Below are 12,770 nucleotides of genomic sequence, written 5' to 3' on the forward strand. Positions count from 1 at the left end.
CCTCACTTCAGGCCCGCTGGGCACGGTGTGGACTTCGATTCGAGGAATGCGAGGTCTCCGGGCTTCGGCGTGAACGCGAACTTCGATCCGGGCTTCTCCGCGCGCTGCTGGATCTCGTTGACGTAGTCGTCGCCGAGGCTCTCGCGCAGTGCGCTGATCCACGGTGACGGACCGTTGTCGGCGCTTGGCTTCAGCATGGAGTCGAGGGCTTCGTTCACCTTGGTGACCGACTCCGAGTCGCCCTTGGCCAAGCCGATCCCGTAGCGCTCGGTGGAGAACGGGGTTCCCGCCGTCTTCAGGGCCTTCTTGACGCATGCGTCCTTGAGGTAGGTCATCTCCACCAGACGGAATTCGCCCTTCCAGAAGTTGGAGTAGCCCGCGAGGATCGATTCGTCTGTGGTCAGTGCGTCGACCTTGCCCCGACGCAGCGCCTCGACGCACGCGGAGTACGAATCATATTCCTGCAGTTCGATATTGGGCAGTTGTGCCTTGACGTTCTGCGCCGACGTCGAGCCGGTGACCGAGCACAATTTCTTGCCCTTGCCGAGATCGGGCAGATTCTGGATCGACTCGTCGGACTTGCGCACCATCAGCCCCTGGTACGTGATCAGGTAGGGGCCACCGAAGTCGACCTTCTTCGCGCGGTTCTCATTGATTGAGTACGTGGCGGCGATCATGTCGACCTCGCCGTGCTCGATCATGGCCTCGCGTCGAGCCGACGGAGTCTCGCGCCACGAGATCTTCGGGTGGGCCACTCCGAGCGAGTCGGCGATGTGATTGACGACGTACTCGGAGACGGCCGGGTCGAAACCGCTCATGGACTTGTCGGGGTTGTAGATTCCCAGGCCCGGCTGGTCGAACTTGGTGCCGAGCACGACCTCTCCGCTGCGGATCGAGTCGAGCAGGTTCTTCGGCTCGGTACTCCCACAACCGGCGAGGAGTGAGACGAAGAGCGCACAGACGGGGAGAAATACCGCGAGGGCGATCGTCCGGCGGCCAGGACGCTTCCGTAGGGCAGTGGTGTCGACCGGTGGGTGCCCGGAGGCATGCCGACGCGTCGTCGGCGACGTGTCGGCCATGTCAGTGGCCCAGGATCTTGCCGAGGAAGTCCCTCGCGCGTTCGGACTGCGGACTGTCGAAGAAGCTATCCGGATCGGTGTCCTCGACGATCGCGCCGTCGGCCATGAAGATCACGCGGTCGGCGGCCTTGCGGGCGAAGCCCATCTCGTGGGTGACCACGAGCATGGTCATGCCCTCCTTGGCCAGCGAGACCATCACGTCCAGCACCTCGTTGACCATCTCGGGGTCGAGAGCCGACGTCGGCTCGTCGAACAACATCACCTTCGGGTCCATGGCGAGCGCGCGTGCGATCGCGACGCGCTGTTGCTGGCCGCCGGAGAGCTGCGCGGGGTACTTGTCCTTCTGACTGGCGATGCCGACGCGTTCGAGGAGTTCGAGTGCGCGCTTCTCGGCGTCGGCCTTGTTCTTCTTGCGGACCTTGGTCGGCGCAAGTGTGACGTTCTGCAGAATTGTCTTGTGCGCGAAGAGGTTGAACGACTGGAAGACCATTCCGACGTCGGCGCGCAGCGTGGCCAGGTCGCGGCCTTCCTCGGGGAGTAGCCGTCCCTCGACGAGGATCTCGCCGGAATCGATGGGTTCGAGCCGGTTGATCGTGCGGCACAGCGTCGACTTGCCCGAGCCTGATGGGCCGAGCACCACGACCACCTGTCCGGCGGGGACCTCGAGGTCGATGTCCTTGAGGACGTGCAGCTCGCCGAAGTGCTTTTGCACATTCTTGAGCACGATCATGTTGGTTCCGGATGCGGGAGCCGGGGTCGCGGGTCCGACCGCCGAACCCCCTGTCGGTGAATCGGTCATAACCGTCGACACTAATGCCGGAAACCCTTACAGGCGCGGTGAATGAGAACCTCGGCGTTGCGCGCGTGGTGACCGTGACGGCGATTTGCACCGGCACCGTACCCTGGATCCAGTGAGTACGGAGTTGTCGGAGCGGCATGAGCTGCCGCAATCGGGGCGCAGCTATCAGGTGCGTACCTATGGCTGCCAGATGAACGTGCATGATTCCGAGCGCATCGCGGGTCTTCTCGAGGATGCCGGTTACGTGCGCGCCGACGAGGACGGCGATGCCGATCTCGTCGTGTTCAACACGTGCGCGATCCGTGAGAACGCCGACAACAAGCTGTACGGCAACCTGTCGCACTTCGCGCCGGTGAAGACACGACGACCCGGCATGCAGATCGCGGTCGGCGGATGTCTCGCGCAGAAGGACAAGGACACGGTGTTGCGCAAGGCGCCGTGGGTCGACGTCGTCTTCGGTACGCACAACATCGGTTCGCTGCCCGCACTGCTCGACCGCGCCCGACACAACGAGGAGGCGCAGGTCGAGATCCTCGATTCACTCGAAGCCTTCCCGTCGACGCTGCCGGCCAAACGTGACTCGGCCTACTCCGGGTGGGTGTCGGTGTCCGTCGGTTGCAACAACACGTGCACTTTCTGCATCGTTCCGTCGTTGCGCGGCAAAGAGGTTGATCGACGCCCCGGCGACGTGCTCGCCGAGGTGAAAGCGCTCGTCGATCAGGGCGTGCTCGAGGTGACGTTGCTCGGGCAGAACGTCAACGCCTACGGGATGTCGTTCGCCGATCCCGAACTACCCCGCAATCGCGGCGCGTTCGCCGACCTGCTGCGCGCCTGCGGCGACATCGACGGCCTTGAACGCGTCCGATTCACCTCGCCGCATCCGGCAGAGTTCACCGACGACGTCATCGATGCCATGGCGCAGACACCCAACGTCTGCCCGCAGCTTCACATGCCGCTGCAGTCGGGTTCGGATCGCATCCTGCGGGCCATGCGACGCAGCTATCGCACGACCAAATTCCTCGGCATCCTCGACAAGGTGCGCGACGCGATGCCGCGCGCCGCGATCACCACCGACATCATCGTCGGATTCCCCGGCGAGACCGAAGAGGACTTCGCCGCGACGCTCGACGTGGTCGAGCGTGCGCGGTTCTCGAGTGCGTTCACTTTCCAGTACTCGCCTCGGCCGGGTACACCTGCGGCAACAATGCCCGATCAGGTGCCGCCGGAGGTCGTCAGCGAGCGCTACCAACGATTGATCGCGCTGCAAGAGCGCATCTGCCTCACCGAGAACCGGAACCTCATCGGCACCGAGGTCGAGCTGCTGGTCGCGGCGGATTCCGGGCGCAAATCCGCTGACACGGGGCGGCTGACAGGCCGTGCGCGCGACGGGCGACTGGTGCACTTCCGTGCCGGCGACGCGGCCGACGCCGTGCGACCCGGCGACATCGTGGTCACCACCGTCACCGACGCCGCGCCGCATCACCTCATCGCCGACGGGACCATCGCGTCGCATCGCAGAACCCGTGCAGGTGACGCACACGAACTCGACGCCACCCCGACGACGGCGCCGGTCGGCGTCGGACTCGGTATGCCGGGGGTGGGACCGTCGCCGATGCCTACGGCCGTCTCCACCGGGTGTTCTTCGGGCGCCTGCGGTTGATGAACCATCGGTATGACCCGCCGGGCATCCGTGATCTGCCGGGCTCCGTGAACTGCCGAACCACATGAACTGCCAAGCACCAGCGAGCGACGAGAGATGAGAGGCGCGAGATGAGCGACGAGCCGCGCGAGGACAACACCGACGACCGGATGCCGACGGCCCAACGGGCCACTGGTGGCATACCCGCGGAAGACGCCGCAAGCGGCAGGACCGCGCAGGGCGCTGGAAGTGACGACGCCGAGTTCGCGCAGTACGCAGACGATCTCCGCAAGGCCGAACGCAAGGTCGCGGGTGAGATCGATCCGGGTGCCCGCGCGGTCGTGGTCGCTGTCGCGGTGCTCGTGGCGATGGGGTCGCTGCTACTGCCGCACACCGGTTCGGCGAACGGATTCGACGTGCTGACGTCGTCCGCGGCTGCCGCGACCGAACGTGTCGCAGTGGTCTCGAAGGTGTTCGTCTGGTTCCTGGTGGTGTTCGGAATCTTCGGGTCGATGCTCGCGCTGGTCACCCGACGATGGGTGATCGCGTGGATTGCGTTGTGCGGGTGCGCGATCGGCTGCGTGGCAGGCATGCTCGCGTGGTGGTCGCGGAACACCCCTGGCGTCGGGGGAGTGGCACCGCCGTCGGGTGTCGGCGCGGGGCTTGTCATCGGCTGGTTGGCCCTGCTCGTGCTCACCTTCCACTGGTCACGCGTCGTGTGGGCCCGCAGCACCTACCACCTCGCGCTCGAAGAGGAGCGTCGTCGGGAAGCGGTGGCACGCGAGGAGGCCGCACGCAAACTGCAGCAGCGCCCCGGCGAGCACTGAAGGTCCGAGCGGGCTCTGCCCCGCTAGCGGTCGGCGATGGCGCTCTGTGCGGCCTGCGCCCACTCGCGCCACTGTGCTGCCTGCTCGCGCAGTTTCTCCGCGTCTCGGTTCTTGCCGCGCTCGGCAGCTTTGGCCGCCTGGTCCTCGAGTTGTGCTGCGCGGTCGGCGAATTGCGCGGCGCGCGCGAGCGCCTCGGGGTCGGTGCGCTGCCACTGAGCATCCTCGGCGTCGCGAATCCGCTTCTCCAACGCGCGCGCACGGCCCTCGAGGCTGTGCATCTGTTCGCGCGGCACCTTGCCGAGCTCGTCCCACTTCTCCCGGAACGTCCGGAACTCGCGGCGCGCACCGTCGAGGTCGGATGCGGGATCGATGGATTTCTCCGCGGCGTCGAGCAGAGCGATCTTCGCCGTCGCGTTCGCGTTGAACTCGGCGTCGCGCTCGGACGATGCCGCGTTGCGGGCGGCGAAGAAGACGTCCTGGGCGGCTTTGAACCGTTGCCACAGTGCCTCGTCGGCGTCGCGCGGTGCCCGACCGGATGCCTTCCATTCGGCGAGGAGTTCGCGGAAGGCGCCCGCGGTCGGACCCCAATCGGTCGACGACGACAACGCCTCGGCCCGTGCGATCAGCTCCTCTTTACGCGCCTTGGCACCCGCGCGTTCCCGATCTAGATCGGCGAAGTGGGCGCCGCGTCGGCGATTGAACGCGTCGCGCGCCTTCGAGTATCGCTTCCACAGCGCGTCGTCGGTCTTACGGTCGATGCCTTTGATGGTCTTCCACTCGTCGAGGATCGCGCGCAGTCGATCGCCTGCGGTCTTCCACTGGGTGGATTCGGCTCCGATGGCCTCGGCCTCGGTAGCGAGCTCCTCTTTGCGTGCAATCACGGCGGCGCGAGCCTCTTCACGCTCGGCCTTCAGCGAGTCGGCGACGTCGTCGGCGCTTCCGACGATGACGGTCAGCCGCTGTTCAATGGCCGAGACATCGCCGATGACGCTGGCCTCGGGGAGGGTGTCGAGGAGGTGTTTGGCCGCAGCCTGTGACTTGCGCGGATCGCCGGTGCGTGCGGCGAGGCGCTCTTCGAGAATCTCCACCTCGGTCTCGAGGTCGGAGTATCGACGCGCGAAATGGGCGAGGCCCTCGTCGATGGTGCCCGCCTGCCACGACCCGATCTCACGCTCGCCGTTCGGGGTGATGAGCCAGACGACGCCCTGCTCATCGATACGCCCGAACTCGCGGGGATCGAACGATGCGTGTTTGGCGACGACGACCGCAGGAACGGGGGTCGGTGCCTGCGCGGCAGGCTTCGGTCCGGGACCGGGTCGAGGGCCGGGTTTGGGACCCGGCTTCGGCGGGCCTGGCCGGGGGCCGGGGGTGGACCCGGATGCGGGTGTGGCCGGTCCGCTGGTGTCTTCGCTCGTCATGGTGTGGTCCCCTCACAGCGTCAGTGGTGCCGCGCGTCACGGCTGCCTTTCACATAGTCCTGAGCGGTTGACGCCAGGACTTCACCTATTCAAGCAGGTCAGGGTTCTCGATGTGCGGCCTGCGCGACATCGCTGACACGAGGGCGGGTGTGTCGGTGCTCCCGGCGGCGTCGGGCATGACGTCGGCTAGCGTCGACGGTGTGCTGGCATGCGTTGTTTTCGTCCCGAGCGCACCGCTGTTGGTTCCCGAACTCGCGGGTCCGGACGCGGTGGACACCCTCGAGGCCCGTTCTGCTGTCCGCGATGCGGGCGTGCTGCTCGCCCGACACGCCACGCGCTGGGTGGCGGTGGGGGCCGACGACTTCATCGCCCCTGTGAGATCCGACGACTTCATCGCCCCTGTGAGATCCGGCGACGACGCCGCCGCGGGTGATCCCCTGGCGTCACGGTCAATTCCGACGGTGGGCGGTTTCGGCAGGTTCGGCGTCGACGTGCCGGTCTCCCTGGAACGCGTGGGCGGTGAGCGACCCCCCGGACGCCTGCCACTGTCGATGTTGATCGCCGGGTGGCTACGCGGACAGGTCGACGCCGAGTCGGTGCGTCCGGTCGTCGTCGACCCCGACGTACGGCCCGAAGTCGCCTGCGAGCTCGGGAGAGCACTGTCGGCCGAGATCTCCTCCGATCCCGAGCCGATCGGGGTACTGGTCGTGGCCGACGGCGCGACGGCACTCACCCCGAAGGCGCCCGGTGGCGGCCGACGTGACAGCGCCGTCGAACTCCAGCAGCGCATCGTCGACGGAATCGCGGCAGCGGATGTCGACGTACTTCGCGGACTCGACGTTGCCACGTGCGATGCCGAGGGAGTGGCCGGGCGGGCGGCATGGCAGGTCGTCGCTGGGCTCGTCGGCGACAGCCCGATGACTGCCAAGGTGCTCTACTCCGACGCCCCGTTCGGTGTCGGCTACGTCGTCGCGGCGTGGACGCCAGGGGACACGCCGTGAGTGTCGGGCCAAGGAATGTCGGGCCAAGGAGTGTCGGAGCCGTGGACGTGACCCCGATCGCCGTCGTCGGTCCGACCGCCACCGGGAAATCCGACCTCGCGCTCGACCTCGCGGAACGACTCGACGGCGACATCGTCAACATCGACGCCATGCAGCAGTACCGCGGCATGGACATCGGCACGGCCAAGCTGCCCCCACGGGAGCGGCGAGGCATCGCCCACCATCAACTCGACGTGCTCGACGTCACCGAGACGGCCACCGTCGCGCGCTATCAGGAAGCCGCGTCGGCCGACATCGACTCGCTGCTCGCCGCCGGCCGCACGCCGGTGATCGTCGGCGGCTCGATGATGTACATCCAAGGTCTGCTCGACAACTGGCGGTTCCCGGCAACCGACCCCGCGGTGCGCGCACGGTACGAGGCGATGCTCGACGAGATCGGTGTCGTGGCGCTGCATCGACATCTCGCATCCGTCGACCCGGCTGCGGCGGCGTCGATCCTCGCTACCGATGCACGACGCATCGTGCGCGCGCTCGAGGTGGTCGAACTGACCGGGGAGCCATTCGCGGCGTCGGCGCCGAAGATCGGTGAACCACGTTGGGGGACAAAGATTCTCGCACTGGACCGCGACACCGCAGAACTGGACGAACGCATCGCGCTGCGGACTCGGCTGATGTTCGCGAACCGGCTCGTCGACGAGGTGCACGGGCTCGTCGACGCAGGTCTGCGCGAGGGCGTCACTGCTCGTCGAGCCATCGGATACGCGCAGACACTTGCCGCGCTGGACGGCGAGTACGACCTTGCGACAGCAGAAGAACTGACCTTCATCGGCACCCGCAGGTACGTCCGCAGGCAGCGTTCGTGGTTCCGCCGCGATCACCGCATTCACTGGCTCGACGCCGCGACTCCCGCCCTCCTCGACGCCACGCTCGCCGCGGCGGAGGTCTGAGGACGACCCGCACGTAGTCTGGACGGGTGACGACGATCAGCGAGGCAGTGACCTACGTCAAGGGGCACGGCACCCAGAACGACTTCGTCGTGCTCACCGACCCGGCGGTCGAACTCGACCTGACCACCGACTTCGTGGCGGCGGTCTGCGATCGTCAACGCGGTATCGGCGCAGACGGCATGCTCCGCGTCGCGCGGGCGGTGGCCCTGGTGCGCGCGGGCGTCCTCGATGAGCTGCCCGACGGCGTCGAGCCCGACGACTGGTTCATGGACTATCGCAACGCCGACGGCTCCATCGCCGAGATGTGTGGCAACGGAGTCCGCGTCTTCGCCCACTACCTGCGGGCCACCGGGCTGACCGAGTCCGACGAGTTCACGGTGGGTTCGCGCGCAGGCGGACGTCCCGTGGTGGTGCACTCGTTCGACGACCTCTGCGCCGACGTCAGTGTGCGGATGGGTCGGGTGTTGCTCGGCGAGGACGCGACCGTGCGGATCGGCGACGACCTCTACCCGGGTGTCGCGGTCGACGTCGGCAACCCACACCTGGCGTGCGTGGTGCCCGACATGTCGACGTCCGACCTCGCCGCGATCGACTTCTCGACCGGCGTCGTCCTACCCGACGGCGTCTTTCCGCACGGCGCCAACGTCGAACTGCTGACCTCCCCCGAGGACGGACCGCGTGGTGGTCTGCACGCCACGATGCGTGTCTTCGAGCGCGGTGTCGGAGAGACCAGGAGTTGCGGAACGGGGCTGGTCGCGGCGGCAGCAGCGGGCCTGCAGACCCTCGGCCGCGACGCGGGCGAGATGGTCATCGACGTGCCAGGCGGAAGGGTGACGGTCACGGTTGCCGACGGTCACGCGACGCTGCGAGGACCGTCCGCACTGGTGGCCGACGGCCGATTCCGGGCAGGTTGGTATCGCGTCGACTGACGTGCCGCGGGCACGCTGCATGGCGGCTCGGCAGATATCCACGTGCTCGACGGGCCGTCGGCGTGTCACCATGGATGGTGTATGACCGAAACATCACCACAGGTACATGACCTGCACGACACCCGTCCCGTCGACGCGAACGCACCCGCGATCGACCTTTCCCGCGATCTGATCGATCCCGACGATCTCGTCGACCCCGCAGATTTCGGCGATCACGACGATTCCCGCGACCGTGCCCACACGCCGACGACCGGCGAGCTCGCGCTCTCCGATCGCGCCTCGCTGCAGCGCGTCGCGGGGCTTTCGACAGAGCTCACCGACGTCACCGAGGTCGAATACCGACAACTGCGCCTCGAGCGCGTGGTGCTCGTCGGCGTCTGGACCGAGGGCACCGCGGCCGCAGCGAAGGCGAACATGGAGGAGCTGGCAGCGCTCGCAGAGACCGCGGGTTCCGTGGTTCTCGAAGCGGTGATCCAGCGACGATCCTCACCCGACCCCGCGACCTTCATCGGTTCGGGCAAGGCCCAGGAGTTGCGCGACGTCGTCGCCGACACCGGCGCCGACACCGTCATCTGCGACGGCGAGTTGACGCCAGCGCAGTTGACCGCGTTGGAGAAGGTCGTCAAGGTCAAGGTGATCGACCGGACGGCCCTCATCCTCGACATCTTCGCCCAGCATGCGAGTTCGCGTGAGGGCAAGGCGCAGGTGGCCCTCGCGCAGATGGAGTACATGCTCCCGCGTCTGCGTGGTTGGGGTGAATCGATGTCCCGTCAGGCCGGTGGCCGCGCGGGTAGCAACGGCGGCGTCGGCCTGCGCGGACCGGGTGAGACGAAGATCGAGACCGATCGCCGGCGCATCCGCGAGCGAATGGCCAAGCTGCGCCGCGAGATTCGCGAAATGCGCACGGCCCGCACCACGAAGCGGTCCGCACGACTGCGGGGTGCTGTGCCGCGCATCGCCGTCGCGGGATACACGAACGCGGGTAAGTCGAGTCTGGTCAACGCGATGACGGGTTCTGGTGTGCTCGTGCAGGATGCGCTGTTCGCGACCCTCGATCCGACGACGCGCCGTGCGACTCTCGAGGACGGTCGCGAACTGGTCTTCACCGACACCGTCGGCTTCGTCCGCCACCTCCCCACGCAACTCGTCGAGGCATTCCGGTCGACGCTGGAGGAGGTCGTCGACGCTGATCTCGTACTGCACGTCGTCGACGGCAGCGACCCGTTCCCCGCGGAACAGATCACGGCGGTCCGACGGGTCATCAACGACGTCGTGGCAGAAGAGGGAGTCGCGCCGCCTCCGGAGTTGTTGGTGATCAACAAGATCGATGCCATCGATGCGTCCAGGCTCACCGAATTGCGCGGCATGCTCGGCGCGGGCGGTAGTACGCACGGACCCAACTCAGCGGGCGTCGTGTACGTCTCGGCGCGCACCGGTGAGGGACTGCCTGAGCTGTTCGAGGCGGTCCGTGAGTTCGTGGGTCGCGACGACGTGGAGCTCACCGTCGACATCCCGTTCACGCGAGGCGACCTGGTGTCACGGATTCACCGCGAGGGCGAGGTACTCGCCACAGACCACAGCACCGAGGGCACCCGGATGCGTGTCCGTGTGCCCTCGGCGCTGGCGGGAGAACTGGCCTCGTTGGCCCAGTAGCAGGCCTACTCGGCGTCGAGGTCGGCGGCGACGAGCTTCGCGATGGCGTCGAGCGTTGCCTGATCGTCGGATTCGACGACGACCGCGGTGCCCTTCTCGGCGCCGAGCGTCATGATCAGCAATGCCGATCCCGCGTCGACCGGTTCGCCTCCGACGACCGAGATCGTCACGGGTGTGCCGGCGTCGGCGACTGCCTCGGCGATGATCGTTGCGGGTCGCGCGTGCAATCCGACGGCTGATCCGACCTCGACGGTGGTGCTTGGCATGGTTGCTCCTTTGCAGATGGGTTATGTCGGGACGTGAGATCTCAGGCGGGGATGGTCTCCAGCTCGGGTGCAGAAGTCTGTCGGCTCGACGAGCGACCGAACTGCTTGGCCGCGACGACGCACACCGTGCCGAGGACCGTACCCGCCGCAAGCGCTGCGAGGAAGAGCAGCCAGTGGTTCATCGTGAAGAAGACGAATATGCCGCCGTGCGGAGCGCGCTGCGTGACCCCGAAGGCCATGATCAGTGCACCGGCGAGTGCTCCGCCAGCCATCATCGACGGAATCACGCGCACCGGGTCTTTTGCGGCGAACGGGATTGCACCCTCGGAGATGAATGCAGCGCCGAGGAACCAAGCGGCCTTACCGTTTTCACGCTCGGGCTCGGTGAACAGTCCGGGGCGGATGACGGTGGCGAGTGCCATCGCGAGTGGCGGAACCATGCCTGCGCACATGACCGCTGCCATGATCTCGAGCTGAGGCGTGTCGCCGATCGCGAGGCCGGTAGTGGCGAAGAGGTACGCGGCCTTGTTGACCGGTCCGCCGAGGTCGAAGCACATCATGAGTCCGAGGACCACGCCGAGGACGATCTTGGAGCTGCCGCTCATACTGTTGAGACCGTCGGTGAGCTGGGTGGTGACCCAGGCGAGCGGCTTGCCGAGCAACATGAACATCAGACCGCCGACAATCAGGCTGCCGAACAGCGGAATGATGATCACCGGCTGTAGCCCGCGTGCCCACTGCGGCAACGGAAGTCGCGAGATCGCCAGGCACACGGCGCCCGCGATGAGGCCGCCGATCAGACCACCGATGAAGCTCGCGCCCACGGCAACCGATACCAGGCCTGCGACGAAACCGGGTGCGATACCGGGACGGTCGGCTATCGCGAACGAGATGTAACCCGCAAGGACAGGTACCAGCATGCTCATGGCGAGCGCGCCGATCGCGAAACTGACACCGCCGAGGTACTGGCCGAGACCGCCCGCGGGTAGATCCCAGAGGCTGTTGTTCAGTGCGATGTAGGCGCCGTCGGACAGCGTCTTGGATGAATCGAGTGTCTTGTTGGCGATCTGGTATCCGGCGAGCAGGAAGCCCAACGCGATCAGCAGTCCGCCTGCCGCGACGAACGGGATCATGTAGCTGACACCGGTCATGAGTGCCTGCTGGATCTTCTTGCCGAACGACAGGCTCGACCCCGATTCCTCCGCTGCAGCGGCACCGTCGTCCGCCGATCCGTCGACGCGTGCGGCATGCGGATTGCGCGAGGCCTCTACGGCTTCGGCAATCATCTTGTCGGGTTCGTTGATGGCGCGCTTGACCCCGGACTCGATGACCGGCTTTCCGCTGAAGCGACTCTTGCCTTTCACACCGACGTCGGTGGCGAAGATGACGGCGTCGGCGCCTGCGATGACGTCGGGGGTGAACGGCGTGGTGCCCGACGAGCCCTGCGGCTCGACATGGAAGTCGACACCCGCACGCTCCGCGGCGTACTTCAGTGCGTCGGCGGCCATGTAGGTGTGTGCGATCCCGGTCGGGCATGCGGTGATCGCGACGATCGAGGGGCGCTTCTGCGAATCGGAACCCCCCAGTGTCTTCGCGGTTTCCGCGGTCTTCGTGCCTGCTGCCGGGACCGCGGCAGTGGTGGCTGCGCCAGCCGCAGGCGTGGCGGTTGTCGACGGAGAGCCTGCCGGGGCAGGGTTGATGGCTTCATCCACGAGTTCGACGACGCGTTCGTCGCTCGGCGCCTCGCGGAGGGCGGCGACGAAGTCGGGACGCACGAGTGCTCGCGCGAGCGAGCTCAGCAGCTTCATGTGGTCGGCGGCAGCGCCTTCGGGTGCCGCGATGAGGAACACCAGGTCGGCCGGGCCGTCGGGTGCGCCGAAGTCGACCTTGTTCGACAGCCGCGCAAAGGCAAGGCTGGCGGTGGTGACCGACGCGGCGCGTGCGTGAGGAATCGCGATCCCACCGGGCAGACCGGTTGCCGACTTCGCCTCGCGGGCCAGTGCGGCGCGGCTCAGTTCGGACGGATCGGTCGTTCGCCCCGCCTCGCCGAGATTCTCGGCGAGATAGGTGATGACGGCGGCGGGATCACTGCCTGCATCGACATCGAGATGCACCGTCGCTGCGGTGATGATGTTGTCGGACATGGGTCTTCCTTCGATTTCTGTGTAATCCGGAGAGCGAGTGTTCCGGTTGTGGTCGGTGAGCTTGGTGG

The 12,770-nt window shown here is 66.9% G+C and carries 11 protein-coding genes; 6 read left to right on the forward strand and 5 right to left on the reverse strand.

The genetic code is table 11. The features are described 5' to 3' along the window. Positions 1–2 precede the first annotated feature (2 nt). Together GOSPT_RS07060 and GOSPT_RS07065 are read right to left on the reverse strand one after the other, a co-directional pair. Positions 3–1,079 (reverse strand): glutamate ABC transporter substrate-binding protein, encoded by a 1,077-nt coding sequence (locus GOSPT_RS07060; RefSeq protein WP_005204554.1) that lies wholly within the window; start codon positions 1,077–1,079, stop codon positions 3–5. A gap of 1 nt (position 1,080) precedes the next feature. Beyond that, positions 1,081–1,809: an amino acid ABC transporter ATP-binding protein gene (locus GOSPT_RS07065; protein ID WP_051993774.1), complete on the reverse strand. Its 729-nt coding sequence runs from the start codon at positions 1,807–1,809 to the stop codon at positions 1,081–1,083. A 181-nt stretch (positions 1,810–1,990) separates the two neighbouring features. On the opposite strand from GOSPT_RS07065, the gene miaB reads away from it, so the two are divergent. Together miaB and GOSPT_RS07075 are read left to right on the forward strand one after the other, a co-directional pair. Beyond that, complete coding sequence (gene miaB / locus GOSPT_RS07070; RefSeq protein ID WP_051993771.1) at positions 1,991–3,538, forward strand: tRNA (N6-isopentenyl adenosine(37)-C2)-methylthiotransferase MiaB; 1,548 nt, start codon at positions 1,991–1,993, stop codon at positions 3,536–3,538. Between the two features lie 110 nt (positions 3,539–3,648). Further along, positions 3,649–4,344 carry an Rv2732c family membrane protein gene (locus GOSPT_RS07075; RefSeq protein ID WP_005204560.1) on the forward strand — a complete coding sequence of 232 codons (696 nt, stop codon included), beginning with the start codon at positions 3,649–3,651 and terminating at the stop codon, positions 4,342–4,344. A 23-nt stretch (positions 4,345–4,367) separates the two neighbouring features. Here GOSPT_RS07075 and GOSPT_RS07080 read toward each other — a convergent pair whose 3' ends face one another. Beyond that, the gene (locus GOSPT_RS07080; protein ID WP_005204561.1) at positions 4,368–5,762 is read right to left on the reverse strand and encodes a DUF349 domain-containing protein; all 1,395 of its coding nucleotides are present in this window, start codon (positions 5,760–5,762) and stop codon (positions 4,368–4,370) included. A gap of 149 nt (positions 5,763–5,911) precedes the next feature. On the opposite strand from GOSPT_RS07080, the gene GOSPT_RS07085 reads away from it, so the two are divergent. The 4 genes from GOSPT_RS07085 (at position 5,912) to hflX (ending at position 10,292) form a co-directional block, all read left to right on the forward strand. Then, a complete protein-coding gene (locus tag GOSPT_RS07085) occupies positions 5,912–6,763 on the forward strand; it encodes a class III extradiol ring-cleavage dioxygenase family protein (RefSeq protein ID WP_306302057.1) in 852 nt (283 codons plus the stop codon). 41 nt (positions 6,764–6,804) lie between these two features. After that, entirely contained in the window at positions 6,805–7,710 is a 906-nt protein-coding gene (gene miaA / locus GOSPT_RS07090) for a tRNA (adenosine(37)-N6)-dimethylallyltransferase MiaA (RefSeq protein ID WP_005204563.1), read from the forward strand. A 26-nt stretch (positions 7,711–7,736) separates the two neighbouring features. Further along, entirely contained in the window at positions 7,737–8,639 is a 903-nt protein-coding gene (gene dapF / locus GOSPT_RS07095; RefSeq protein ID WP_005204564.1) for a diaminopimelate epimerase, read from the forward strand. 81 nt (positions 8,640–8,720) lie between these two features. Continuing rightward, positions 8,721–10,292: a GTPase HflX gene (gene hflX, locus GOSPT_RS07100; RefSeq protein WP_005204565.1), complete on the forward strand. Its 1,572-nt coding sequence runs from the start codon at positions 8,721–8,723 to the stop codon at positions 10,290–10,292. A gap of 5 nt (positions 10,293–10,297) precedes the next feature. Here hflX and GOSPT_RS07105 read toward each other — a convergent pair whose 3' ends face one another. Continuing rightward, positions 10,298–10,558 carry an HPr family phosphocarrier protein gene (locus GOSPT_RS07105; protein WP_005204573.1) on the reverse strand — a complete coding sequence of 87 codons (261 nt, stop codon included), beginning with the start codon at positions 10,556–10,558 and terminating at the stop codon, positions 10,298–10,300. A 41-nt stretch (positions 10,559–10,599) separates the two neighbouring features. Next, positions 10,600–12,702 (reverse strand): PTS fructose transporter subunit IIABC, encoded by a 2,103-nt coding sequence (locus tag GOSPT_RS07110; RefSeq protein ID WP_005204575.1) that lies wholly within the window; start codon positions 12,700–12,702, stop codon positions 10,600–10,602. Between the last annotated feature and the right edge of the window lie 68 nt (positions 12,703–12,770).

Source organism: Gordonia sputi NBRC 100414, from assembly GCF_000248055.1.
Taxonomy (GTDB): Bacteria; Actinomycetota; Actinomycetes; order Mycobacteriales; family Mycobacteriaceae; genus Gordonia; species Gordonia sputi.